At 71.9% G+C, this 25,116-nt stretch carries 22 protein-coding genes; 11 read left to right on the forward strand and 11 right to left on the reverse strand.

Annotated elements, in window-relative coordinates:
* Positions 1–119: 119 nt before the first annotated feature.
* Together HYQ63_RS24040 and HYQ63_RS24045 are read left to right on the forward strand one after the other, a co-directional pair.
* Positions 120–1,163, forward strand: coding sequence for an NAD-dependent epimerase/dehydratase family protein (locus HYQ63_RS24040; RefSeq protein ID WP_179935810.1), 1,044 nt, complete (start codon positions 120–122; stop codon positions 1,161–1,163).
* A gap of 13 nt (positions 1,164–1,176) precedes the next feature.
* Positions 1,177–2,220 carry a lysophospholipid acyltransferase family protein gene (locus HYQ63_RS24045; RefSeq protein ID WP_179935811.1) on the forward strand — a complete coding sequence of 348 codons (1,044 nt, stop codon included), beginning with the start codon at positions 1,177–1,179 and terminating at the stop codon, positions 2,218–2,220.
* A gap of 76 nt (positions 2,221–2,296) precedes the next feature.
* Here the strand turns inward: HYQ63_RS24045 and HYQ63_RS24050 are convergent, their stop codons facing one another.
* The 4 genes from HYQ63_RS24050 to HYQ63_RS24065 all read right to left on the reverse strand — a co-directional run bounded on the left by HYQ63_RS24050 (position 2,297) and on the right by HYQ63_RS24065 (position 6,399).
* Entirely contained in the window at positions 2,297–3,559 is a 1,263-nt protein-coding gene (locus HYQ63_RS24050) for a DUF5667 domain-containing protein (RefSeq protein WP_179935812.1), read from the reverse strand.
* A 204-nt stretch (positions 3,560–3,763) separates the two neighbouring features.
* Positions 3,764–4,603: an ECF subfamily RNA polymerase sigma factor, BldN family gene (locus tag HYQ63_RS24055; RefSeq protein WP_123101053.1), complete on the reverse strand. Its 840-nt coding sequence runs from the start codon at positions 4,601–4,603 to the stop codon at positions 3,764–3,766.
* A 474-nt stretch (positions 4,604–5,077) separates the two neighbouring features.
* Positions 5,078–6,001 carry an HAD family phosphatase gene (locus HYQ63_RS24060; protein ID WP_123101054.1) on the reverse strand — a complete coding sequence of 308 codons (924 nt, stop codon included), beginning with the start codon at positions 5,999–6,001 and terminating at the stop codon, positions 5,078–5,080.
* 119 nt (positions 6,002–6,120) lie between these two features.
* Entirely contained in the window at positions 6,121–6,399 is a 279-nt protein-coding gene (locus HYQ63_RS24065; RefSeq protein ID WP_123101055.1) for a glutaredoxin family protein, read from the reverse strand.
* A 349-nt stretch (positions 6,400–6,748) separates the two neighbouring features.
* On the opposite strand from HYQ63_RS24065, the gene HYQ63_RS24070 reads away from it, so the two are divergent.
* The 5 genes from HYQ63_RS24070 to hemB are packed head-to-tail and all read left to right on the forward strand — an operon-like array spanning position 6,749 to position 12,723.
* The gene (locus tag HYQ63_RS24070; protein WP_179935813.1) at positions 6,749–7,597 is read left to right on the forward strand and encodes a redox-sensing transcriptional repressor Rex; all 849 of its coding nucleotides are present in this window, start codon (positions 6,749–6,751) and stop codon (positions 7,595–7,597) included.
* The gene (locus tag HYQ63_RS24075) at positions 7,594–9,096 is read left to right on the forward strand and encodes a glutamyl-tRNA reductase (RefSeq protein WP_179935814.1); all 1,503 of its coding nucleotides are present in this window, start codon (positions 7,594–7,596) and stop codon (positions 9,094–9,096) included. The genes HYQ63_RS24070 and HYQ63_RS24075 overlap by 4 nt, the downstream gene beginning before the upstream one ends.
* A complete protein-coding gene (hemC, locus tag HYQ63_RS24080; RefSeq protein ID WP_179935815.1) occupies positions 9,093–10,061 on the forward strand; it encodes a hydroxymethylbilane synthase in 969 nt (322 codons plus the stop codon). The genes HYQ63_RS24075 and hemC overlap by 4 nt, the downstream gene beginning before the upstream one ends.
* Positions 10,058–11,722: a bifunctional uroporphyrinogen-III C-methyltransferase/uroporphyrinogen-III synthase gene (locus HYQ63_RS24085; RefSeq protein WP_179935816.1), complete on the forward strand. Its 1,665-nt coding sequence runs from the start codon at positions 10,058–10,060 to the stop codon at positions 11,720–11,722. Before hemC ends, HYQ63_RS24085 begins: the two co-directional genes overlap by 4 nt.
* Positions 11,719–12,723 (forward strand): porphobilinogen synthase, encoded by a 1,005-nt coding sequence (gene hemB, locus HYQ63_RS24090; protein WP_179935817.1) that lies wholly within the window; start codon positions 11,719–11,721, stop codon positions 12,721–12,723. The genes HYQ63_RS24085 and hemB overlap by 4 nt, the downstream gene beginning before the upstream one ends.
* A gap of 66 nt (positions 12,724–12,789) precedes the next feature.
* On the opposite strand, the gene HYQ63_RS24095 is transcribed toward hemB, so the two are convergent.
* The 4 genes from HYQ63_RS24095 to HYQ63_RS24110 form a co-directional block, all read right to left on the reverse strand.
* Positions 12,790–13,011, reverse strand: coding sequence for a hypothetical protein (locus HYQ63_RS24095; RefSeq protein ID WP_179935818.1), 222 nt, complete (start codon positions 13,009–13,011; stop codon positions 12,790–12,792).
* A gap of 14 nt (positions 13,012–13,025) precedes the next feature.
* Positions 13,026–14,705, reverse strand: coding sequence for a sodium:solute symporter family protein (locus HYQ63_RS24100; RefSeq protein ID WP_179935819.1), 1,680 nt, complete (start codon positions 14,703–14,705; stop codon positions 13,026–13,028).
* Positions 14,702–15,376 carry a nucleoside/nucleotide kinase family protein gene (locus tag HYQ63_RS24105; protein WP_179935820.1) on the reverse strand — a complete coding sequence of 225 codons (675 nt, stop codon included), beginning with the start codon at positions 15,374–15,376 and terminating at the stop codon, positions 14,702–14,704. Before HYQ63_RS24105 ends, HYQ63_RS24100 begins: the two co-directional genes overlap by 4 nt.
* Before the next feature lie 70 nt (positions 15,377–15,446).
* A complete protein-coding gene (locus HYQ63_RS24110) occupies positions 15,447–16,319 on the reverse strand; it encodes a sugar phosphate isomerase/epimerase (RefSeq protein ID WP_179935821.1) in 873 nt (290 codons plus the stop codon).
* 154 nt (positions 16,320–16,473) lie between these two features.
* On the opposite strand from HYQ63_RS24110, the gene HYQ63_RS24115 reads away from it, so the two are divergent.
* Positions 16,474–17,673: an ROK family transcriptional regulator gene (locus HYQ63_RS24115; protein WP_257232051.1), complete on the forward strand. Its 1,200-nt coding sequence runs from the start codon at positions 16,474–16,476 to the stop codon at positions 17,671–17,673.
* A 40-nt stretch (positions 17,674–17,713) separates the two neighbouring features.
* On the opposite strand, the gene HYQ63_RS24120 is transcribed toward HYQ63_RS24115, so the two are convergent.
* Positions 17,714–18,493, reverse strand: coding sequence for an SDR family NAD(P)-dependent oxidoreductase (locus HYQ63_RS24120; protein WP_179935822.1), 780 nt, complete (start codon positions 18,491–18,493; stop codon positions 17,714–17,716).
* A gap of 87 nt (positions 18,494–18,580) precedes the next feature.
* Here HYQ63_RS24120 and HYQ63_RS24125 point away from each other — a divergent pair, with 87 nt between their 5' ends.
* Positions 18,581–18,922 carry a hypothetical protein gene (locus HYQ63_RS24125; RefSeq protein WP_257232052.1) on the forward strand — a complete coding sequence of 114 codons (342 nt, stop codon included), beginning with the start codon at positions 18,581–18,583 and terminating at the stop codon, positions 18,920–18,922.
* A 72-nt stretch (positions 18,923–18,994) separates the two neighbouring features.
* Here the strand turns inward: HYQ63_RS24125 and HYQ63_RS24130 are convergent, their stop codons facing one another.
* Entirely contained in the window at positions 18,995–19,582 is a 588-nt protein-coding gene (locus HYQ63_RS24130; RefSeq protein WP_179935823.1) for a hypothetical protein, read from the reverse strand.
* A gap of 193 nt (positions 19,583–19,775) precedes the next feature.
* Between HYQ63_RS24130 and HYQ63_RS24135 the strand changes: the two genes are divergently transcribed.
* Entirely contained in the window at positions 19,776–21,278 is a 1,503-nt protein-coding gene (locus HYQ63_RS24135; RefSeq protein WP_179935824.1) for an alpha/beta hydrolase, read from the forward strand.
* A 91-nt stretch (positions 21,279–21,369) separates the two neighbouring features.
* Here the strand turns inward: HYQ63_RS24135 and argS are convergent, their stop codons facing one another.
* Positions 21,370–23,157 carry an arginine--tRNA ligase gene (gene argS, locus HYQ63_RS24140; protein ID WP_179935825.1) on the reverse strand — a complete coding sequence of 596 codons (1,788 nt, stop codon included), beginning with the start codon at positions 23,155–23,157 and terminating at the stop codon, positions 21,370–21,372.
* A gap of 178 nt (positions 23,158–23,335) precedes the next feature.
* Between argS and lysS the strand changes: the two genes are divergently transcribed.
* Positions 23,336–25,096: a lysine--tRNA ligase gene (gene lysS / locus HYQ63_RS24145; RefSeq protein ID WP_179935826.1), complete on the forward strand. Its 1,761-nt coding sequence runs from the start codon at positions 23,336–23,338 to the stop codon at positions 25,094–25,096.
* The last annotated feature ends 20 nt before the right edge of the window (positions 25,097–25,116 follow it).

Genomic DNA, 25,116 nt, shown 5'->3' on the forward strand with positions numbered 1-25,116 from the left:
GGCTCAAAACGTCGCACCGCGCGGCGAGTGGTCATCACAGCGCAACATCGAGCGGTTACGGTGTTCCGCACAGCCCAGCTCGGAAAGCTCGGACGAGGGTGGGAAGGAAGGCGCTGATCTTGGGAAAGGTCGTGCTCGTCACCGGAGTCGCCCGCCGGCTGGGGGGCCGATTCGTACGGCGCATACAGCGTGAGCCGGACGTCGACCGGGTCATCGGAGTGGACGCGGTCGCTCCCGAACACCAGCTGGGCGGGGCGGACTTCGTCCGGGCCGACATCCGCCACCCCACGATCGGGAAACTGCTCGCCGAATTCGGCGTCGACACCGTCGTCCACATGGACATCAACGGCACCCCGCTCGGCGCCCGCGGAAATCGCACCTCGGTCAAGGAAACCAACGTCATCGGCACCATGCAGCTGCTCGGTGCCTGCCAGAAGGCGCCGTCGGTCCAGCGGCTGGTGGTGAAGTCCAGCACCAGCGTGTACGGCTCCGCGCCCCGCGACCCCGCCGTCTTCAGCGAGACCACCCCGCCCAAGTCGCTGCCGAGCGGTGGCTTCGCCAAGGACACCGTCGAGGTCGAGGGGTACGTACGCGGCTTCGCCCGGCGCCGCCCCGACGTCGCGGTGTGCGTGCTGCGCTTCGCCAACATCCTGGGGCCGTGCTCGGACTCCCCGCTCGCCGAGTACTTCGCCCTGCCGGTGCTGCCCACCGTCATCGGCTACGACCCGCGGCTCCAGTTCGTCCACGAGAAGGACGCCATCGAGGTGCTGCGGATCGCCGCCTCCGAGCCGCGCCGCGGCACGCTCAACAGCGGCACGTTCAACATCGCGGGCGACGGGGTGCTGCTGCTCTCCCAGGCCGCCCGCCGCCTCGGCCGCCCCACCCTGCCGCTGCTGCTGCCGACCCTGCGCTGGGCCCGCACCGCGCTGCGGTCCCTCGGCATCACCGACTTCTCGCCCGAGCAGGTCCGGCTGCTCACCCACGGCCGGGTGGTGGCCACGACCCAGATGCGCGAGACGCTGGGATTCGACCCCGAGTACACCACCGCCGGCGCCTTCGCGGACTATGTGCACAGCCGCGGTCCCGGGCTGCTCCCGCCCGAGACCCTCGCCCGTACCATCGACCGGCTCGGCGCACTGCTGCCCGCCGGAGCCCAGAAATGAGGAGCGCACCACCATGGCGGATGCCAAGGTCATTCCGTTCGGTGAGGAACCCCGGTCCCGGCGGAAGGGGCTGCGCACGGGCCGTTCGAACCGGTCCCAGGGCCCGCTGAAGCCCGTACCGCAGCAGCGCGACGAGGAGCTGGAGCACCGCCCCGAGACCTCCGCGGCGGCCGCCCCGCCACCGCCCCCGCACCCGCCGAAGCGGGCGCCCGGCGGCGGCGACTGGGAGCGCAAGCTCGCCCACGGGCTGAGCTTCCTGCGCCGCCGGATCACCGGCGAGTACGAGGTCGACGACTTCGGCTACGACGAGGACCTCACCGACCAGGTGCTGATGTCGATGCTCCGCCCGATGTACGAGAAGTACTTCCGGGTCGAGGTGAAGGGCATCGAGAACATTCCGGAGAGCGGCGGCGCGCTCGTGGTCGCCAACCACTCCGGGGTGCTGCCGCTGGACGGGCTGATGCTCCAGGTCGCGGTGCACGACAACCACCCGGCCCAGCGCCATCTGCGGCTGCTCGCCGCCGATCTGGTCTTCGTGCTGCCCGTCATCAACGAACTCGCGCGCAAGGCCGGTCACACCCTCGCCTGCTCCGAGGACGCCCAGCTGCTCCTGGAGCGCGGCGAGGTCGTCGGGGTGATGCCGGAGGGATTCAAGGGCATCGGAAAGCCGTTCGCGGACCGGTACAAGCTCCAGCGGTTCGGGCGGGGCGGCTTCGTCTCGACGGCGCTGCGCGCCGGGGCGCCGATCGTGCCGTGCTCGATCGTGGGCGCGGAGGAGATCTATCCGATGGTCGGGAACGCGAAGACGCTCGCCCGGCTGCTGGGGATTCCGTACTTCCCGATCACGCCGACGTTCCCGCTGCTCGGACCGCTGGGGGCGGTGCCGCTGCCGACGAAGTGGACGATCCAGTTCGGTGAGCCCATCCCGACGGACGGGCACCCGCCGGAGGCCGCGGACGACCCGATGCTGATGTTCAACCTGACGGATCAGGTGAGGGAAACGATCCAGCACACGCTGTACAAGCTCTTGGTGCAGCGCCGCTCGGTGTTCTTCTGACCCGAAGTTCTTCTGACCCGAAGCCCATGAATGCGGGTCCGGCGGCGGGGCCGCCGGACCCGAACAGGCAGGCTGATTACCTCGTGTCGTCGCCGTCGAGATCGAGCCCCGGCAGCAGGTCGGGCAGCAGCGGCGGGATGGTGATGTCCGGCTGGGACGGCTTGCCGCCGCCCGTCTCCCCCTTGCCCGCGGACGGGCTCGGCGTCGCCGCGCCGGTCGGGGGCTCCAGCAGACCACCGGCGCCGCCCACCAGGCCGCCCTGCTCCTCGGGGGCGGCCGACGCCGACGGGCGCGGCTTGGACGAGGCGTCACCGGGGCGGCTGTGGGTCGGGGCGGCCGAGGAGGACGCCGACTGGCCGCGCTCCGGCTCCACCGCGCCGGGGCGCGGCGGCAGCTCGCCGCTCGGCTGGCCGGACTGTCCGTGCTGTTCCCGGGAGGTGGGCAGCAGCGAGCGCAGCGGGCCGACCTCATCGTCTATGGCGTCGAAGACCGAGCTGACCTGCTCGCCGACGTCCATGAGCTGGACCGGCAGCTGCTCGCGCAACCGGCTCCAGCCGTCGCGGTGCGCCGTGGCGAAGGTGGACAGCTCCCGCATCGGGCCGAGCGAGCCGTCCCGCTTGTACACCCCGCGCAGCAGCCGGTGGCCCTCGGACGCGTCATGGCGCATCCCGGACAGGGTCCGGCGGATCTCGCCGAGCTGGTCGTGGTCGAGGTCGCCGGAGCGGGTCCGCTCCATCAGCCGGCGCGCCTCGCTCAGCCGGGTGGACGCCTGGTCCAGATAGATCCGGCCGCGGTCGGCGTCGCCGTCGGCCATCTCCAGCTTCAGGTCCTCCATGCCCCGCTTGAACCCGTAGAGGGTGTCGCCCGGGAGGGCGTCGGAGCTGGCCGCGGCGACTCCGCCGAACGCGCCCGCCGCGACTCCCACGGTGAGCCCCCCGGCCGCGAGCCCCTTGGACCAGCGGGAGCGGGGCCGGAGTCTGGCCACCGGGGGTTTCGCACGGTGGGCGCCGCTGCTGCGGCGGCGCTGCTCGGGGACGTGGGACGCGCCGTCCGCGAAGGCGGCCTCCATGGCGGCGATCAGCTGGGCCCGCTGGGTGGTTTTGACGTCGGCGGACAGCGTCGGCGCCGGCAGCTCGCCGAGCTGCCGCGCCAGGCCCACCAGCCGCTGCTGCTGGCCGGGGCTGTCCGCCGCCGGGCCGGACGGTTCGGCGGCGGCCGCTGTCGCGGTCGCCCCGGTCGTGTCCTGGGACGCCCGGTGCCGGCTCTCCAGAGCCTCCAGGGCCTCCAGCGCCTCGGCGAAGGCGTTCGCCCGCCGGTGCGCCGATACGTTCGCGATCACGGGCGGCACCTCCTCTTCTCGTGACGGTCGACTCCCCAGGACACCTGGAGGTTCCGTGCCATGCGCGCGTCCACCCGATCGAGTGAGGGGACTACGGGCAGGGTACGACCGCGAGGCGCCTGCACCTCCCACAACGAGCGGCGCAGCACAGGGGTTACGCCCTCCCGATGATCGGACCACACGTCGCGCCCGCGCTTCCCGGGGTCAGCGGGCGTCGTCCGGCAGCAGCCGCGCCAGGGTGCGCACGGCCCGGTACTGAAGGGTCTTGATCGCGCCCTCGTTCTTCCCCATGACGCGGGCGGTCTCGGCGACCGAGAGGCCCTGGAGGAAGCGCAGGGTCACGCACTCCTGCTGCTGCGGGTTGAGTTTTCGCACCGCCTGGAGCAGCGCCGCGTTGGAGAGGGACTCCAGGACGGAGTCCTCCGGGCTGCGCTCGACCTCGTTGGCGTCGAGCATCTCGCCGGTGGTGACCTCCAGCCGGAAGCGGCTGGACTTGAAGTGGTCGGCGACGAGGTTGCGGGCGATCGTCACCAGCCAGGCGCCGAAGTCGCGGCCCTGCCAGGTGAAGGTCCCGATGCGCCGCAGGGCGCGCAGGAACGTCTCGCTGGTGAGGTCCTCGGCCGTGGCCCGGCCGCCGACCCGGTAGTAGATGTAGCGGTACACCGTGTCGGCGTACTGGTCGTAGAGTCGGCCGAAGGCCTCGGCCTCGCCCGCCTGGGCGCGCTCCACGAGGTCCATCATCCGGCGGCTGTCGCTGTCGGCGCCGGGCCGTCGGGCGGTGGAGGTGGAGCCGCGGGAACGTCTGCCGACCGCCGCGCCGCCGTCCGTGAGCGCATAGCAGGGACTGGCGGTACCGGACCGGCTGACCGTGCCGTCGGAAGGACCGGCGGGACGGGCGGGACCGGCCGCACCGGCGGGCACGGGCGAGGCGAGGGCGAGGGCGGGGACGGCATACGCGGTGGGGACGAAGCCGCGCAGACAGTCGAGGACCGTTGCGCGCAGCGTAGCCAGGCCCGAGGCGTCAACCCCGACGTGTGGGTACACGGGACTCCCAGAGGCAGAGCTTCCATCACGTGCAGTACGGGACCGTTCACCCGCCGTAGGGACGCGTGGGTACCGGTTTGCGTCTAAGGAGAATAACGCTTCGTATAGGCGGCGCTACACCCAGTTGCTCAAATCATCGTTTCCGTCTGCTTCGTTATGGGTTGATGACGGATCAAGTGTCGAATGCAGTATGGGAGTTGATCGGAAAGCTTCGTTGGTTGAGCGCTGATATGGCGTGTTGTGACAAACCGGCGGTAAGGGGACTGGCGAGGGCGCTATGGGGCAGCAAACGCGGATTGTCTGAAACGGGACGGGCGCGGTCGTCCGATGACCGTCCGTATCACTGCCCATGCCGTCACGCAGCGCGACGATCGGTCAAGGGCGGGCATGCCCGGTCACCCTCGTACGGCGACGGTGGGTCACGGTGATGGGGACGCCTCCAGGGGCAGGAGGTGCCCCTGGGGCGAATGGTGTCTAGCGGCGTCGGCGGTGGAGGGCCACGGCGGCCGCCGTGCCGCCTGCCACCGCGCCCACCCCGGCCGCGGCCGGGATGCCGATGCGGGCCGCCTTGCGGCCGGTGCGGTAGTCGCGCAGCCGCCAGCCGCGCTCGCGGGCGTGCTTGCGCAGCTGCCCGTCGGGGTTCACGGCGTAGGGGTGGCCGACGATCGACAGCATCGGGATGTCGTTGGAGGAGTCGCTGTACGCCGCGCAGCGGCTCAGGTCGAGCCCCTCGGCCGCCGCCAGCGCGCGTACGGCCTCCGCCTTCGCGGGGCCGTGCAGCGGTTCGCCGACCAGTTTGCCGGTGTAGACGCCGCCGACGGACTCGGCCACCGTCCCCAGCGCCCCGGTCAGCCCCAGCCGCCGGGCAATGATCGTGGCGGTTTCGACGGGGGCCGCGGTCACCAGCCACACCCGCTGCCCGGCGTCCAGGTGGGCCTGGGCGAGGGCGCGGGTACCGGGCCAGATGCGGTCGGCCATGTACTCGTCGTAGATCTCCTCGCCGATCGACATCAGCTCGGCGACCCGGTGGCCCTTGACGATCGACAGCGCGCTGCTGCGCACGTCCTCCATGTGGGCCGGGTCCTCGACTCCCGCCATCCGGAACCACGTCTGCTGCCAGGCGAAGCGGGCCAGCTCGCGTTTGCGGAAGAAATGCCGCTTGTAGAGGCCGCGGCCGAAGTGGAAGAGCGCGGCGCCCTGCATGACCGTGTTGTCCAGGTCGAAGAAGGCGGCCGCCTGCTCGTCCCCGACGACGGGGAACTCCGGCTCGGCGGCGGTCTGTGGCGGGGCAGTCTCGGCCGACGACTTGCGCGCCGCCTCGGCCGATGCCTCTCCGGCGAGGACACTCCGCTCGGTGGCGGGCTGTCGACGTCGGGTGAACCATCCCAGTGCGGCCATGGAGCGAGCATAGCCACGCCCTCGGAGCTTCCCGTTACGCCCCGGTGTCGAGCGGATTCAGGTTACGCGAAAGGGATGCGGGTGCGGATGTCCGTTGTCAGCCGCCCCTCAGCCGCGCCTCAGCCGCCGAGGGCGGCGCGCAGCCGCTTGGGGTCGACCCGCCAGAAGTCGTGCTGGGCGCCGTCGACCAGGATCACCGGGATCTGCTCCCAGTACTTCCGGTACAGCTCCTCGTCCTGGGTGATGTCCTTCTTCTCCCACGGGGTGCCCAGCTCGCCGCAGACCCTCTCGATCACGGCCTCGGCGTCCTCGCAGAGGTGACAGTCGGGCTTGCCGATCAGCGTCACCGTGCGCTCGCTGGGCTTCTTGCGGGGGCTACGGCGCAACAGCGGACTCATGCCCCCCATCATGCCCGGCCCCGTCCGGGGCGGGGCGATCAGTTCGGCGGTGGGGCCCGGGTCGGTTTACCATCGTGGGCGATTTGTTGCTGTCCGGGGGTAAAACGGTGAGGAGTGAGAGCCCGTGCTCCCCTCGGCGTCTCCGCGGTGCGTGCGCGCCCACGGGGAACGGTGCGACGCTGGTGGTGGTTCCGTGGCCAGGTCGAAAAGGCGCGTGACACCGGTCACTTTGCTCGGACAAAGCGGACACCATCTTTGTGCACGCGTTCACAAAGACATAGCCTGCTGTCGATGGGGCGGCGTCACGCCAGCCGGCCGCCCGCAGCCCCGCTCTACCCGCAGGAGCACCGTGGCAACTGGCCGAACTCACCGACCGGCGACCCGAAGCCGAGGAATCCCCGAGGCCACCGTCGCCCGGCTACCGCTGTATCTGCGCGCCCTGACCGCGCTCTCCGAGCGCTCGGTGCCCACGGTGTCCTCCGAGGAACTCGCGACCGCCGCCGGGGTCAATTCGGCCAAGCTGCGCAAGGACTTCTCGTACCTCGGCTCGTACGGCACCCGGGGTGTCGGCTACGACGTGGAGTACCTCGTCTACCAGATCTCGCGGGAGCTCGGCCTCACCCAGGACTGGCCGGTCGTGATCGTCGGTATCGGTAACCTCGGCGCCGCGCTCGCCAACTACGGCGGCTTCGCCTCCCGTGGCTTCCGGGTCGCCGCGCTGATCGACGCCGATCCGGCGATGGCCGGGAAGCTGGTCGCGGGCATCGCGGTGCAGCACACCGACGAGCTCGAGAAGATCATCGACGACAACGGGGTCTCGATCGGCGTCATCGCCACCCCGGCCGGCGCCGCCCAGCAGGTCTGTGACCGGCTCGTGGCGGCCGGGATCACCTCGATCCTCAACTTCGCGCCCACCGTGCTGTCCGTTCCGGAGGGTGTGGACGTCCGTAAGGTCGACCTCTCCATCGAGCTACAGATCCTCGCCTTCCACGAGCAGCGCAAGGCGGGCGAGGAGGCCACCCCTCCCGAGCGGGAGACGGCCGGAACCGGCGAGCCGGGTGTCGCGACGACGCCCAAGCCGTCCGCCGCCGCCTCGCACCGCCCTGCCGCCGGTGGGTCCGGCGGCACCGGTGGCCACAGTGGCGACGGCAATCGGCAGGGACCTGACGGGGATGTGCCCGCCGTGATGCCGGCATGAGTCTCCTCGTCGTCGGAATGAGTCACCGCAGCGCGCCCGTGAGCGTGCTGGAGCGCGCTGCCCTGGTGGGGGACGAGCAGGCGAAGCTGTTGCAGGACACGCTCGCCGCCGAGCCCGCCACCGAGGCCGCGGTGCTGGCCACCTGCAACCGGATCGAGCTGTACGCCGATGTGGACAAGTTCCACGCCGGAGTGGCCGAACTGTCCACCCTGATCGCCCAGCACACCGGTGTCGGCCTGGACGAGCTGACTCCGTATCTCTACGTCCACTACGAGGACCGGGCCGTCCACCACCTCTTCTCGGTGGCCTGCGGGCTGGACTCGATGGTCGTCGGAGAGGGCCAGATCCTCGGCCAGATCAAGGACGCGCTCGCGCTCGGGCAGGAGCTGCACACCGCGGGCCGGATGCTGAACGACCTCTTCCAGCAGGCGCTGCGGGTCGGCAAGCGGGCGCACAGCGAGACCGGGATCGACAAGGCCGGGCAGTCGCTGGTGACCTTCGGCCTGGAGCAGCTGGCCGGGACCGAGTCGGTGCCGGATTGGGCGGCCGGGAAGCGTGCGCTGGTGATCGGCGCCGGGTCGATGTCCTCGCTGGCCGCGACGACCCTCGCGCGGGCCGGTGTGGCAGAACTGGTGATCGCCAACAGGACGTTGGAGCGGGCCCTGCGGCTCGCCGAGTCCCTCGCGGGCCAGCACGCCGGGCTGGGCGCCGACGTCGCCGTCGCGGACCTCGCGGCCGACGCCGCGCGCGAGGCCGCCCCGGACCAGCGGCCCGGCCTGATCGCCCGCGCCGTGCCGCGCGACCGGGTCGCGAACGAGCTGCCGCACGCCGACATCGTCGTCTCCTGTACGGGCGCGACCGGCCTGGTGCTGACCGAGGACGACCTGCGCACCGCCCTCGCCCAGCGGGCGGGCTGCCCCTCCGCCGGGCACGCCGCCACCGTCTCGCTGCTGGACCTGGCGATGCCGCGCGACATAGACGCGGCGGCGCACCGGATCGAGCGGTTGCGGCTGGTCGACATCGAGTCCCTCGCCGAGGCGGCCGCCACCCCCTCCGACGACACGGGGTCGTCCGCGGTAGCGCTGGCCGCCGACGTCGACAAGGTCCGCGGAATCGTCTCCGCCGAGGTGTCCGCCTTCGGGGCGGCCCAGCGCGCCGCGCACATCACGCCGACCGTGGTCGCGCTGCGTACCATGGCGGCAGATGTCGTCGCGAGTGAGATCGCCCGGCTCGACGGACGCCTGCCCGATCTGGACGACAAGCAGCGCTCGGAGATCACCCAGACCGTGCGCCGGGTCGTCGACAAGCTGCTTCACGCGCCCACCGTGCGGGTCAAGGAGCTGGCGAGCACTCCGGGCGGCGCGGGCTACGCGGACGCGCTGCGCGAGCTCTTCGACCTCGACCCCCAGGCGGTTGCCGCCGTCAGCCGGGCCGACACCAGCGGCTCGGGCCCGGCGGCCGCCGCCGAACCGAACGACCCGAAGGGAGGCCGGGCATGACCACCGCCCCCGCCACCCCGCTGCGGCTGGGGACCCGCCGCAGTGCGCTCGCCATGGCCCAGTCCGGCCTGATAGCCGACGCGGTGCGCGAGCTGACCGGACGCCCCGTCGAGCTGGTCGAGATCACGACGTACGGGGACGTCTCGCGCGAGCAGCTCGCGCAGATCGGCGGCACCGGCGTCTTCGTCTCGGCGCTGCGCGAGGCGCTGCTGAGCGGCGAGATCGACTTCGCCGTCCACTCGCTGAAGGACCTGCCGACCGCCGAGCCGGAGGGCCTGACCCTGGCCGCGATCCCGCGGCGCGAGGACCCGCGCGACGCGCTCATCGCGCGCGACGGCCTCACCTTCGAACAGCTGCCGCCCGGCGCCCGGATAGGCACCGGATCGCCGCGCCGTGCCGCGCAGCTCAACGCGTGGGCGCGGTCGTTCGGGCTCGATGTCGAGACCGTGCCGATCCGCGGCAACGTCGGCACCCGGATCGGCTACGTCCGCTCCGGTGAACTGGACGCCGTGGTGCTCGCCGCCGCCGGGCTGAGCCGCCTCGGGCGGATCGGCGAGGCGACCGAGATCCTCGACGCCGACCATGTTTTGCCCGCCCCCGGCCAGGGGGCTCTGGCAGTCGAATGTGCCGCGGACGACGCGGAGATGACTGCCCTGCTCGCCGGACTCGACGACCCGCGCACGCGGGCCGCCGTGACCGCCGAGCGTTCCCTGCTCGCCGCCCTGGAGGCCGGCTGCAGCGCACCCGTGGGGGCGCTGGCCGACCTGTTGGGCGACGGTCAGGTTGTCACCGAAATGCGCCTGCGCGGCGTCGTCGGCACGACCGACGGCTCGACGTTGGTGCAGCTGTCCACCACCGGTCCCGTACCCGCGTCGCCCGATCAGGCCGCGGACCTCGGTCGCGAACTCGCCGCCGAGATGCTCGCCAAGGGTGCGGCCGGTCTTATGGGGGAGCGAGCACTTTGAACCCCAATGCCCCGAATCACCCCGGCTGCGGGCACGTCACCTTCCTCGGTGCCGGCCCAGGAGATCCGGGCCTACTGACGCTGCGGGCCGTGGAGGCTCTGGCCGCCGCGGACGTGCTGATCGCCGATCCGCACGTGCTCGACGTGGTACGTACGCACGTCAGGCCGGGCGTGGCCGCGGAAGCTCAGGGCACGCCAGGGCAGGCGGACCCTGACGCGTCGTCAGGCACCGCCGAGGTCCCGGTATTGCGGGACAGCACCAATCTTGTCATGGCGGCCGCGCGCGGCGGCAAGCGGGTCGTCCGCGCCGTCGCGGGCGATCCCGGCCTCGACGGGGACGCCGCCGACGAGATGCTCGCGTGCGCCGCCGAGGGCATCGTCTTCGAGGTGGTCCCCGGTGTCGCGTCCGCGGTGGGCGTGCCCGCCTACGCGGGGGTGCCGCTGCGGGACTCCCAGGGCGCCGATGTGCGCTTCGTGGACGCCCGCACCGCCGACGAGCGCTGCTGGAGCGAGGTCGGCTCGTCCGACTCGACGGCCGTCGTCTCCGCCACCCTGGAGACGGTCGCGGCCGCCGCGGGCGAGCTGGTGTCCGCGGGCCGCAAGCCGGACACCCCGCTGACGGTCACCGTCGCGGGCACCACCACCCGCCAGCGCACCTGGACGGCGACGCTCGGCACCATCGCACAGGTGCTGAAGTCCGCGAAGGTGCTGCCGTCGCCGCAGGGCTCGCAGCCCGTGATAGCGGTCGTCGGCGAGAGCGGCGCGGCCGAGCGGCGCGATCAGCTGTCCTGGTTCGAGTCCAAGCCGCTGTTCGGCTGGAAGGTCCTGGTGCCGCGCACCAAGGAGCAGGCCGCCTCGCTCTCGGACCAGCTGCGTTCGTACGGCGCGGTGCCCAGCGAGGTGCCGACGATCGCCGTCGAGCCGCCGCGCACCCCGCAGCAGATGGAGCGCGCGGTCAAGGGCCTGGTCACCGGGCGCTACGAGTGGATCGCCTTCACCTCGGTCAACGCGGTCAAGGCGGTGCGCGAGAAGTTCGAGGAGTACGGGCTCGACGCCCGCGCGTTCGCCGGGATCAAGGTCGCGGCGGTGGGCGAGCAGACCGCCAAGTCGCTGATCGACTTCGGTGTGAAGCCGGACCTGGTGCCCAGCGGTGAGCAGTCCGCGGCCGGGCTGCTGGAGGACTGGCCGCCGTACGACCCGGTCTTCGACCCGATCGACCGGGTGTTCCTGCCGCGCGCCGACATCGCCACCGAGACCCTGGTCGCCGGGCTGATCGAGCTGGGCTGGGAGGTCGACGACGTCACCGCGTACCGCACCGTGCGCGCCTCGCCGCCGCCGGCCGAGACCCGTGAGGCGATCAAGGGCGGCGGGTTCGACGCGGTGCTGTTCACGTCGTCGTCCACCGTGCGGAACCTCGTCGGCATCGCGGGCAAGCCGCACAACGTCACTGTCATCGCCTGCATCGGCCCGGCCACCGCGAAGACCGCGGAGGAGCACGGCCTGCGGGTGGACGTGCTGTCGCCCGAGCCCTCGGTGCTCAAGCTGGCCGAGGCGCTCGCGGACTTCGGCGCGGCGCGGCGCCAGGCCGCGGTCGAGGCCGGGGACCCGGTCACGCGCCCGAGCGAGCGACGGCCCGGATCGCGAAGGAGGGCACGCTCTTGAGCACGAGGTACGGCAACTTCCCCGGGGCCCGTCCCCGTCGGCTGCGTACGACACCGGCGATGCGGCGCATGGTCGCCGAGACCCGGCTGCACCCGGCCGAGCTGATCCTGCCCGCGTTCGTGCGGGAGGGCGTCAGCGAGCCGGTGCCGCTCCAGTCGATGCCGGGCGTCCTCCAGCACACCCGGGACAGCCTGCGGAAGGCCGCGAGCGAGGCGGTCGCGGCGGGCCTCGGCGGGATCATGCTGTTCGGGGTGCCGGAGGAGTCCAAGAAGGACGCCGTCGGCACGCCCGGCACCGACCCGGAGGGCATCCTCCAGGTCGCCATCCGTGACGTGCGCGCCGAGGTCGGCGACGACCTCGTGATCATGTCGGACCTGTGCCTGGACGAGCACATCGACCACGGCCACTGCGGCGTCCTGGACGCCGAGGGCCGGGTCGACAACGACGCCACCCTGGAGCGCTACGCCGAGATGGCCCGCGTCCAGGCCGACGCGGGCGTCCACGCGGTCGGCCCGAGCGGCATGATGGACGGCCAGGTCGCCGTCATCCGCGAGGCCCTCGACGGCGCCGGGCACCAGGACGTGTCGATCCTCGCGTACACCGCCAAGTACGCCTCCGCCTTCTACGGCCCGTTCCGCGAGGCGGTCGGCTCGTCCCTCAAGGGCGACCGCAAGACGTACCAGCAGGACCCGTCCAACGCCCGCGAGTCCCTGCGCGAGCTGGAACTGGACCTGTCCGAGGGCGCCGACATGGTCATGGTCAAACCGGCCCTCCCGTACCTGGACATCCTCCACCGCATCGCCGACGCGGTGGACGTCCCGGTGGCCGCGTACCAGATCTCCGGCGAGTACGCGATGATCGAAGCGGCTGCCGCGAACGGCTGGATCGACCGCGACCGCGCCATCATGGAATCCCTCACCTCGATCCGCCGCGCGGGCGCGGGGATGATCCTCACCTACTGGGCAACGGAGGTCGCCCAGCGGCTGAACCGCGGGGAGTAGGTTTTCTGCGCACATGAAGGGGCCGGTCCTGCCAGGCAGGACCGGCCCCTTCCGTATCCGCACGGCCTACGGGTCGTCGCGGCGCTGTGGGGCGAGCTTTGCCCAGGCGCCGAACGCGGCCGCCACGGCCAGGAGGCCGAGGCCGATCCAGAGGTTGATGCGGATGCCGTCGGCCTTGGCCAGTTCGGCGGGGCCGTCGGTGATGCCGAGGACGGTGAGGACGGCGCCGTACAGGCCGAGGAGTCCGGCGATGAGCCAGCGGACGTCGAAGGTCTTTCCCGGGGGCATGGGGTTCTCTCCATTCATACCGCTACGACCAGCCAGACGCTCAGGGCCGCCGTCAGGGCCAGGATGATGCAGCCGAGGACGACCGGGGACTTCCACCAGGGCTGGCGCACCGCCGCCTCGTGGGCGTCGGGGGAGTCGGGGTCGGGGAGGCCCCAGACGAGGCCGCGGAGTTCGGATTCCGGCTTCGGCTGGGTGATGAAGGTGACCGCGATCGTGACGACGGCGTCCACGACGAAGGCGAAGAGGGCGCCGTAGAAGTTGGCCATCTGGGCGTTGATGGTGTCGTGCGGGCCGACTTCGCCGCCGGGGTAGAACCAGCCGATGTGGTAGGCGGAGAGGTGGGCGACGGCGGCCGCGGCCGTGCCGGAGAGCATGCCCCAGAAGCCGGCCCACGGGGTGACCCGCTTCCAGAACATCGCCAGCAGGAAGGTCGCGAACAGCGGCGAGTTGAAGAAGGAGAAGAGGAGCTGGATGTAGTTCTGGATGTTGTTGTACTCGGAGGCGACGAACGCCGCCGCGACGCTCACCGCGATGCCCGCGACCGTGGCGTAGCGCCCGGCGGTGAGGTAGTAGCGGTCGTCGCGGTCGCGCACCACGTACGGCTTCCAGATGTCGTACGTGAACACGGTGTTGAAGCCGGAGATGTTGGCGGCCATGCCCGCCATGAAGGCGGCGAGCAGGCCGGTGAGGGCGATGCCGAGGACTCCGGTCGGCAGGAAGCGCTGCATCATCTCGGGGATGACGTCGTTGTACGTGGGCCCGCCGGGCTTCCCCAGCTTGGGGATGATGACCAGGGCGACCATGCCGGGGACCACGGTGAACAGCGGCAGCGCCATCTTGGGGAAGGCCGCGATGAGCGGGGTGCGGCGGGCGGCGTTGAGGTCCTTGGCGGCGAGCGAGCGCTGCACCTCGGCGAAGTTGGTGGTCCAGTAGCCGAAGGCGAGGACGAAGCCCTCGCCCATGGCGAGGCCGATCCAGTCGCCGAGCGGGTTGGTCCAGTGGCCGGGGGTGGTGCCCTGCCAGGTGTGCAGCAGGGTGGGGTCCTGGACGGCGTCCTTCAGGCCGCCGAAGCCGCCGACGGTGTGGAGGCCGATGACGACGATGGGGATCAGCCCGGCGAGGATGACGAAGAACTGGAGCACCTCGCCGTAGATCGCGCCCGCCAGCCCGCCCAGGGTGATGTACGCGAGGACGAAGACCGCGGACAGCACGATGGACAGCCACAGCGGCCAGCCGATCAGCAGCTTGACGATCAGCGCGAGCGCGAAGAGGTTGACGCCCGCGAGCAGCATCTGCGCGACGGCGAAGACGACGCTGTTGAGCAGGTGGGTCTGGTTGTTGAAGCGGCGGCGCAGATATTCGGAGACGCTGTGCACCCGCGTCGAGTAGTAGAACGGCATCATCACGACGCCGAGGAAGACCATCGCGGGGATCGCGCCGAGCCAGTAGAAGTGCACCGCGGCGGCCCCGTACTGGGCGCCGTTGGCCGCGCCGCCGATGATCTCCAGGGCGCCGAGGTTGGCGGATATGAAGGCGAGGCCGGTGATCCAGGCGGGCATGGAGCGCCCGGCGAGGAAGAAGTCGCCGGTGGTGCGGACGGCGCGCTTGGTGTAGAGGCCGATGGCGATGATCGCGCCGAAGTAGACGGCGAGCAGGAACCAGTCGACGGCCCCGAGGCTCAGGGTGCCGGTCATGTCCGCGTCTCCCCTGGCCCAGTCTGCCCGGGACCGGTCTCGCCTGGGTCGGCGGTGAAGCCGATGACGAGGTCGGCGGCCTCGCGGCCGGGGGCGACGCGGCGGGCGTTGGCCTCGTCCGTGGTGAGGACCCAGCGTTCGGCCTCGGCGGGCTCCTTGCCGAACCGCTCATGGCGGTCGATCAGCCGTCGTACCCGCTCCTCGGTGTCCAGCTCGACCCACCAGGTCTCGTCCAGCAGTGCGCGGACCGGGCGCCAGGGCGCGTCGTCCAGCAGCAGGTAGTTGCCCTCGGTGATGACGAGCGGGACGTCCGGGGCGACCGGGATGGAGCCCGCGATGGGCTGCTCCAGTTCGCGTTCGAAGCCCGGCGCGTACACCGGCTCGCCGGGGCGCGGCTCCTTCAGGCGCCGCAGCAGCGCCGTGAAGCCGTACGGGTCGAACGTCTCCGGGGCGCCCTTGCGGCCCAGCAGACCGAGGCGGCGCAGCTCGACGTCGGCGAGGTGGAAGCCGTCCATCGGGACCAGGACCGCGCGGTCGGGGCCGAGCGCGCCGACCAGGTACTCGGCGAGGGTGGTCTTGCCGGCCCCGGGCGGTCCGGCGATTCCGAGCAGCCGGCGGCGGCCGGAGTCGGCCAGGCGCCGGGCGCGGTCGAGGAGTTGCTGGGGAGTCATGGCGGGGCGCTTTCCGTGCTGGGGCGGGTCCGGGCGTCAGGCCGCGGTGGGCGTCAGGCGGCGGTGGGCGTCAGGCGGCGGTGCGGGCGTGTGCGGCCTTGATCTGGTCGGCCATGTACGAGCGGGCGTGGGCGGCGAGGTCCGGGCCGTCGGACCACAGGTTCCGCCAGACGGCGAGGTCGTGGGAGAGGCCGGGGGCGACGACGGCCGACGAGAAGCTCTCGAAGGTGATCGGGCCCTGGTAGCCGATGTCGGCGAGGGCGTGGAAGAAGGCGGGGAAGTCGATGGTGCCGGAGCCGAGGTAGCCGCGGTGGGATTCGCCGATGTGGACGTAGCCGAGGCGGTCGCCGCAGGCGCGGACGGGGCGGGAGAAGTCCTGCTCCTCGATGTTCATGTGGTACGTGTCCAGGTGGACCAGGACGTTGTCGGCACCGATCTCGTCGATCAGGTCCAGGCACTGGCGGGCGGTGTTGACCACGTTGGTCTCGTACCGGTTGACCACCTCCAGGCCGAGCGTCACCCCGAGGCCGTCCGCCTCGGCGGCCAGTCGGCGCAGCGCCTGGACGGCGTGCTCGCGCCCCCGGGCGGTGGCGGGGCGGCCGTACTTGCCGAGGGCGCTGTAGAGCACCCCGCCGAAGCAGTCGCCGCCGAGGTCGTGGGTGATGCGCAGGGCCTGGCGCAGCAGCGCCTCGCCGCGGGCGGCGGTGTCCGGGTCGTCGGAGGAGACGTCGGAGTCGAAGGAGAGGCCGCGGGAGCAGGCGACACGCAGGCCGTGGTCGGCGAGGACCTGACGGGTGTCCTTCACGTCGACCAGCTCCGGGTCGTGGAGGGAGATCTCGACCAGGTCGTATCCGGCCTCGCGGCTGCGGGCCGCGGCGGTCCGGGCGCCCTCGGGCGTCCAGTCGCCGGTCCACACCAGGGCGTGCACTCCGAGGTCGTTCATCGAGGTCCCTCCGCGTCGTTGCGTGCGTGATGCCTGCCTGATGTTACGCATCTTTTGCGTGAGAGCAATACATAAGTGTGCTTGGGTTCGGTCGTAAAGGGCGGTACGGTGTGGGCGGTACCGAACAGAGCGTGAACACGGAGGACAGGGCCCAGTGGCGGAGGCGGTCTCGGCAGGTCAGGCGCATCCGACGGGCCCAGGGGCGGTGCTGGCGCTCATCCGCGGCGGCCGGGCCACCACCCGGGCCCAGCTCATGGCCGCGACCGGACTGTCCCGCTCCACCATGGCCACCCGGCTGGAGGCGCTGGGCGAGGCCGGTTATCTGGAGGTGTCCGGCGCGGCCGACTCCACCGGCGGCCGCCCCGCGGGCTCCTTCCGGCTGCGCCGCGACGCCGGGGTGCTGCTCCTCGCCGACATCGGCGGCAGCCACGTGCACACCGCGCTCGCCGACATGGGCTGCGACGTCCTCGTCTCGCACCGCCGCGACCTCAGCGTGGCCGAGGGCCCGGACGTGGTGCTCGGGCAGGTCGCCGCCGACTTCCGGCGGCTGCTGAAGGACGCGGGCGAACCGGCCGACCGGGTGCGCGGCATCGGCATCGGGGTGCCCGGCCCGGTGGAGGCGGGCACCGGACGCGTCGTCAGCCCGCCCATCATGACCGGCTGGGACGGCTACACCGTGCCGGACTTCTTCCGCGGCGGCTACGACTGCCCGGTCCTCGCCGACAAGGACACCAACCTGATGGCCCTCGGCGAACACCGGGTCAACTGGCCCGACCGCCGCCATCTGCTCTTCGTCAAGGCGGGCACCGGCATCGGCTCCGGCCTCGTCCTCGGCGGCGCGCTCCACCACGGCTCCCAGGGCGCCGCGGGCGACATCGGCCACATCCCCGCCCCCGGCCTCGACGAGACCTCCCCCGACGCCCCCGTCTGCCGCTGCGGCAACTCCGGCTGCCTGGAGGCCCTGGCCGGTGGCTGGGCCCTGGTCCGCGATCTCACCGCCGCCGGGCACGACGTCGCCACCACCGACGACGTCGTGGCCCTCGTCCGCTCCGGCAACGGCGACGCCGTACGGCTGCTGCGGCAGGCGGGCCGCCTGCTCGGCCAGGGCGTCGCCGACGCGGTCAGCCTCCTCAATCCGTCCATCCTGGTCGTCGGCGGCGGGCTCGCCCACGCCCAGGAACACCTGATCGCGGGCATCCGCGAGGTCACCTACCGGCGGTCCCTGCCGCTGGCCACCCGCGACCTGCGCGTCGTCCTGTCCCCGCTGGGCACCCGCGCGGGCGTCACCGGCGCGGCCCACATGGTCGCCGACGCCCTGTTCGACCCGGCGACGGTGGATGCGGCGCTGCGCTGACCTCTTTGGGGCTCGCGCTCACGCCCGCTTGCCGCCGCGCTCACGCCCGCATGCCGCCGTCCACGGGCAGCACCACGCCCGTGACGTACGACGCGCGGTCGCTCAGCAGCCAGGCCGCAGCCTCCGCGCTCTCCTCCGGCTCGGCGGCGCGGCCCAGCGGGGTGCGGGCGTTGAGTTGGTCCACGATCCCCGGGCTGCGCTCCTGCCAGGAGGCGAGCATGGCGGTCATATGGGTCCCGGGGGCGATGGCGTTGACCCGGATGCCCTCCGGGCCGTACGTGACGGCGGCGGATTCGGTCAGGCTGTTGACCGCCCGCTTGGCGGCCCCGTACGCGGGCAGCTCCGGGTTGGCCATGAGGCTGCCCACGCTGCTGTTGTTGACGATCGAGCCGCTGCCCGCCGTCGCGCGGATCGCGGCGATCTCGGCCGCCATGGCCAGCCAGGTGCCCTTGAAGTTGACCGTGACGGCCAGGTCGAAGTCGTCCTCCGGAAGGTCCGCCACGGGGGCCACCGTCTGCACCGCCCCCGCGTTGTTGAAGGCGGCGTTCAGGCGGCCGTGCAGCCGTACCGCCGTGTCGACGGCGCCGCGGACGCTCGCCGGGTCGGCCAGGTCGCACACCACATGGTCGGCGGTGCCGCCCGCCGCCCGGATCTCCTCGGCCACGGCCTTCAGCTCGGATTCGGTGCGTGCGGCCAGGACCACCTTCGCGCCCTCCCGGGCGAAGAGCCGCGCCGCGGCGGCGCCGATGCCGCGTCCGGCGCCGGTGATCAGGGTGACCTTGTCGGTGAGGAGGCCGGTGAGAGGTTTCGTGTCGTTCATGCGGCTCAGCCTGCGGTGCTCCGCGCGCCTCAGCCAGGCATCGTCAGTACCTTGCTGCGCCGGCAACCGCCCCCGCACGCTTGAGGGGTGGACAAGCAAGAGATGGCCGCCGTCGGGCAGCCGCGCGGTGCGGCCGCCCGCCATCCGGACGACCCGGGGATCCGCGCGTTCGTCGCGGAACTGGTGGACGGGAGCGAGGACTTCGCCCGGGTGTGGGCGTCCCACGAGGTGCCGGTCGCGCGCCATCTGCGCAAGGTGATGCGGCACCCCGTGGTCGGTTCGCTCACGCTCCACTGCGACATCCTGATCGTTCCCGACGAGGACCAGCACGTGGTCATCTACACCGCCGACCCCGGTCCGACGGCGACCCGTCGGAGGAGGCGCTGCGGCTGCGGTCGGTCGTGGGGACGCAGCGCATGGACGTCGTGACGTGAGCGAAGCTCAGCGGACGTGAGCCCGGCTCAGTGGGCCTGAGCCCGGTTCAGCGGACGTGAGCCCGGCTCAGCGGGCGGCGGTCCAGGAGTGGGCGACGTCCACGATCACCTTGCCGTCCGTCTGGAAGACCCGGAACGGCAGCCGGGCCCGCACACCGAGGCCGACCTGGGTGTCGCCCTCGAAGCTGGCGCCGTAGCGGGTGTCCCGGAAGGTCTGGTAGCCGGAGACGTTCACGCCCGGCAGCGGCTGCCGGGCCTTGCCCGGGTACGTGCTGTGCCCCGACTCGTAGTCGTAGCTGGGCGCGCCCACCCGGATGTCCAGGATCGCCCCGCCGTTCACGGGGATCGGGTCCCCGGAGCCGTCCTGGTACAGCGCGTCGACGTAGCGCACGTTGAAGCGCACCTGGTCGGCGGCGGTGGCGCCCTTCACGTCGAAGACCATGCGGTCGAAGCACTGGTGCTGACCGGTCCTGATGTTCTCCAGCGGCTTGTAGTTGCCGGAGGGCGCCGTCTTCTCGCCGCTGCCCCAGCCGGTAGCGCACGCCGCGGCCGTGCCCGCACCGGTGGCCTGCGCCGCTTCCGCTGTTCCGGCCGTCACCGCCAGTCCGGCGCCTGCCAGCACGATCGCGGCGAGCGAGGTTCCCCACCGTCGCATGTCTTACCCCCAGTGTCTCGATTGACGGATGATGCATGAGGTTTGACGGGCCGCGGGGTCCGGAGGTTGTCTCCAATCGGAGAATCTGTCGCAAAGGGTACGGTCGGGGCCGCCCCAAGGGGGGTTATCCGCAGCGCCCACCGGCCGGGTGACCGGATGGGCCCGCGCGTCCGGTTCGGACAGGCTCGTCCCCATGCCACTGATGACCGGCAAGACCGCCGCGCTGGCCCTCGCCGTCGCCGCCACCGCCTCCGTCCTGACCACCGTGTCCCCCGCCGAGGCGACCAGCGCACTCAGCTGGGGGGCGTGCGACGGCACCGGCCACGACGCCCGCCAGGAATGCGCCACGCTCGACGTACCCCTGAACTACCGCGACCCGGACGGGAAGCGGATCACGCTCGCCGTCTCCCGCGTCCGCAGCGAGCGGCCGGACGCCCGCCGCGGCACGCTGCTGCTGATCCCCGGCGGCCCCGGGGAGCCCGGCCTGAACAGACCGTCCACCGTCGGCAAACGGCTCCCGCAGTCGGTGCGGGACGCCTACGACCTCGTCAGCTTCGACCCGCGCGGAATGGGTCGCTCCACGTCCGCGAGCTGTGATCTGGCGGCCGGGGACCGGTCGTTGGCCACCACCCGCCCCTGGCCCGCGGCCGACGGAGACATCACGGAGAACGTCACCACCGCCCGGCGCATCGCCGACACCTGCGCCCGCAACGGCGGCGACCTGCTGCCCACCCTCGGCACCGTCAACGAGGCGCGCGACATCGACAGCATCCGCCGGGCGCTCGGCGAGCGGAAACTGTCGGCCTGGGGCAGGTCGTACGGGACGTACGTGGGTTCCGTGTACGCGCAGCTGTATCCGGAGCGCACCGACCGCTGGGTGCTGGACAGCAACGACGACCCGGACCCGACGCAGGTGGAGCGCCGCTGGCTGGCCAACTTCGCGGTCGGCGCCGAGGACACCTTCCCCGCCTTCGCCACGTGGGCCTCCGCCCCCGGCAGCCCCGGCCGCCTCGCCGACACCCCCGCCGGGGTGCGCCGCCGCGTCCTCGACCTGGCCGCCCGGCTGGACGCCGAGCCCCTGCGCTGGGACGGCGCCAACCCGCCCGTGCTGAACGGCAATGTGTTCCGCCAGAGCGTCCTGACCGCCCTGTACTCCCGGGGCCAGTTCGAGGGGCTGGCCCGGCTCGTCAAGGACGCGGAGGACGGCAAGGTGCCCGGCGCGGCGCCGCCGGACCTGCCGCAGGACACCGCGGCCGTGTCCTTCGCGACCCTCTGCAACGACGTGGAGTGGCCGACGTCGATCCCCGGCTACGCCCGTGACGTCGCCGCCAGTCGCGCCTCCCACCCGCTCACCGCGGGGATGCCGGTGAACATCACGCCGTGTTCCTTCTGGCCGTACAAGCCCCAGGACAAGCCGGTCCGCATCACCGACCGGGGCCCGTCCAACGTCCTGCTCGTCCAGGACCGCTACGACGTCGCCACGCCGTACAGCGGGGCGCTCAACTTGCGCCGCGCCTACGGCGACCGGGCGCGGATGGTCACCGTCGACACCACGGGCCACGGCGCGGCCTATGTCCCTGCCCCGTACGGCAGTTCCTGCGCGGACCGCGCGGTGACGGACTACCTGGTGCGCGGCGAACGGCCGGTGCGCGATGTGTCCTGCCCGGCGCCGGAGGAAGCGCCGGAGGCACCGTAACCACTGGAAGTGCCGTGAACAGCCGCGCGGCGGTCCCGGTCGCCATGACCGGGACCGCCGCGCGCGGGCGTACGGGAGCGTACGGGAGCGCTCAGAGGCGCTCGGGCGTCCGGATGCCCAGCAGGGACATCCCCTGCCGCAGCGTGCGGGCGGTCAGGTCGCACAGGAAGAGCCGGTTCTCGACCTGGGTCGGGCCGTCCTCCGCCTTCAGGACCGGGCACTGGTCGTAGAAGGTCGTGAAGTGGGAGGCCAGCTGGTAGAGGTACGCGGCCAGCTTGTGCGGCTCGTACGACGCGGACACCTCGGCCAGCGTCTCCGCGAACTGGTCCACGTGCAGGCCCAGCGCCCGCTCGGCGGGGGCCAGCGGCAGCTCCGGGTGGGGCGCCGGGGACTGCGTCTCGTCGGCGCGGCGCAGGATCGACTGGATGCGGGCGTACGCGTACTGGAGGTAGACGGAGGTGTCGCCGTTGAGCGAGACCATCTGGTCGAGGTCGAACTTGTAGTCGCGGGAGGCGGAGGTGGACAGGTCGGCGTACTTCACCGCGCCGATGCCCACCTGGCCGCCGCGCTCCTGGATCTCCGGCTCCGTGAGGCCGAGCTTCTCGCTCTTCTCCCGGACCACGGCCGCGGCCCGCTCGGTGGCCTCGTCCAGGAGGTCCTCCAGCCGGACCGTCTCGCCCTCACGGGTCTTGAACGGCTTGCCGTCCTTGCCGAGGACCGTGCCGAAGGCGAGCTGGACGGCGTGCACCTTCTCGTTCAGCCAGCCGATCCGGCGGGCGGTCTCGAAGACCATCTTGAAGTGCAGCGACTGCCGGGCGTCCACCACATACAGCAGGGTGTCGGCCTGGAGGTTCTGCACCCGGTCGCGGATCGCGGAGAGGTCGGTGGCCGCGTAGCCGAAGCCGCCGTCGGACTTCTGGACGATCAGCGGCACCGGGTTGCCGTCCGGGCCCTTGACGTCGTCGAAGAAGACGCACAGCGCGCCCTCGGAGCGGACCGCGACGCCGGACTCCTCCAGCAGGCGGCAGGTCTCGGCCAGCATGTCGTTGTAACCGGACTCGCCGACCACGTCGGGGTCATGGATCTCGATGTCGAGCTTGTCGAAGACCGAGTAGAAGTAGATCTTCGACTCGTCCACGAACTTCCGCCACAGGGCGATCGTCGCCTCGTCCCCGGCCTGGAGGTCCACCACCCGCCGCCGGGACCGCTCCTTGAACTCCGCGTCGGAGTCGAAGAGCGCGCGCGCCGCCTTGTAGAGCCGGTTCAGATTGGACATCGCCTCTTCGCCGGAGGAGGCGTCCTTGTGGTCCAGCTCGTGGGGGTGCTCGATCAGGTACTGGATGAGCATGCCGAACTGGGTGCCCCAGTCGCCGATGTGATGGCGCCGGATCACCTTCTCGCCGGTGAACTCCAGGATCTTGACCACCGCGTCGCCGATCACCGCCGAGCGCAGATGGCCGACGTGCATCTCCTTCGCCACGTTCGGCTGGGCGTAGTCGATCACGGTCGTGCCCGCGTCCGCCGCGAACGGGACGCCGAGCCGGTCGTCGGCGGCGCGCGCGGCGAGGGTCGCGGTGATGGCCGAGTCCGCGACGGTGATGTTGAGGAAGCCGGGGCCGGAGACCTCGATGTCGGCGATCACCGAGTCGGGGTCGGCGGAGGACGGGGCGACCGGAAGGCGCTCCACGACCTTGGCCGCCAGCTCGCGCGGATTCCCCTTCAGCTGCTTCGCCAGCGCCAGCATCCCGTTGGCCTGGAAGTCGGCCCTGTCGCTTCGTCGCAGCAGCGGGTCCGCGGAAGCGGCCTCCGGCAGGGCAGCCGTGAGGGCGTTCGCGACGCGCTGGTGGACCGAAGCGGCAAGGGAGGGGACCGAGGCCATGGGTGAGGTGCCGTTCCTATAGAGGGCTGGGTTACCAATCTGGCCACCCCAGTATTTCATGGGCCGTCCAACCCTTTCTCCGGGCTGTGGACGGCTGTGGATAACTCCGGACGTGGATGACGACAACCTGTGGGCAACCCCGGACGCCCCTCCTCCGTCTGGGACAATGGTCGGTGCCATGACCGCAAGGAAGGAAGTGCCGACCGTGGCTCAGAGCACCGAGACCGACTGGGTCTCCCGATTCGCCGACGAGGTCATTGCCGAGGCGGAGCGACGCGCGCCCGGCAAACCGATCGTCTGCGCCTCGGGCCTCAGCCCGTCCGGCCCGATCCACCTCGGCAATCTGCGCGAGGTCATGACGCCACACCTGGTCGCCGACGAGATCCGGCGCCGTGGATACGACTGCGTCCACATCCTGTCCTGGGACGACTACGACCGGTACCGGAAGGTTCCGGCCGGGGTCGACCCGTCCTGGTCCGAGCACATCGGCAAGCCGCTGACCTCCGTCCCGGCCCCGCCCGGATCCTCGTACGCGAACTGGGCCGAGCACTTCAAGGCGCCGATGATCGAGGCGCTGAGTGCGATGGGCATCGAGTTCCACGGCATCAGCCAGACCGAGAAGTACACCTCGGGCGCCTACCGCGAGCAGATCCTGCACGCGATGCACCACCGCGAGCAGATCGACGCCGTCCTCGACCGGTACCGCACGAAGGACAAGCCGGGCGCGAAGGACGCGAAGAAGCAGCAGCAGAAGCAGCAGAAGCCGGTCGACGAGGCCGAGCTGGAGGCCGCCGAGGGCTCGGGCGCGGCCGCCGAGGACGACGGCAGCGCGGGCGGCGCCGGGTACTACCCGTACAAGCCGTACTGCTCGGTCTGCGAGCGCGATCTGACGACCGTGACCTCGTACGACGACAAGACCACCGAGCTGACCTACACCTGCGCCTGCGGCCACGGCGAGACCGTGCTGCTCAGCGAGCACAACCGCGGCAAGCTGGTCTGGAAGGTCGACTGGCCGATGCGCTGGGCGTACGAGGGCGTCGTCTTCGAGCCCTCCGGCGTCGACCACTCCTCGCCCGGCTCCTCGTTCGTGGTCGGCGGGCAGATCGTGCGCGAGGTCTTCGGCGGCGACCAGCCGATCGGCCCGATGTACGCGTTCGTCGGCATCAGCGGCATGGCCAAGATGTCCTCCTCCAAGGGCGGCGTGCCGACCCCGGCCGACGCGCTGGAGATCATGGAGGCGCCGCTGCTGCGCTGGCTGTACGCGCGCCGTCGGCCGAACCAGTCCTTCAAGATCGCCTTCGATCAGGAGATCCAGCGCACCTACGACGAGTGGGACGCCCTGGAGCGCAAGATCAACGACGGTTCGGCGCAGCCCGCGGACGCCGCCGCGTACAGCCGTGCGACCCGCACGGCCGGCGGTGAGCTGCCCCGCACCCCGCGCCCGCTGCCGTACCGGATGCTCGCCTCCGTGGTGGACATCACCACCGGGCACGACGAGCAGACGCTGCGCATCCTCGGCGAGCTGGACCCGGCGAACCCGGTGACGTCCCTGGACGAGACCCGGCCGCGGCTCGACCGGGCCGAGCGCTGGATCACCACCCAGGTCCCGGCCGAGCAGCGCACCCGGGTCCGGGACGAGCCGGACACCGAGCTGCTGGCCTCGCTCGGCGAGACCGAGCGCGAGTCGCTGCGGCTGCTGCTCGACGGGCTGGACGAGCACTGGTCGCTCGACGGGCTGACGACGCTGGTCTACGGCGTGCCGAAGCTCCAGGCGGGGCTGTCGGCGGACGCCAAGCCGACGCCGGAGCTGAAGGTCGCCCAGCGGGCGTTCTTCGCGCTGCTCTACCAGCTGCTGGTCGGGCGGGACACCGGGCCGCGGCTGCCCACCCTGCTGCTCGCGGTGGGGGCGGACCGGGTGCGCAAGCTGCTCGCGGCCTGAGCCGGACGACGGTGACGGCG

Origin of the sequence: Streptomyces sp. Rer75 (genome assembly GCF_013414305.1) — a bacterium.
Lineage (GTDB): Bacteria > Actinomycetota > Actinomycetes > Streptomycetales > Streptomycetaceae > Streptomyces > Streptomyces himastatinicus.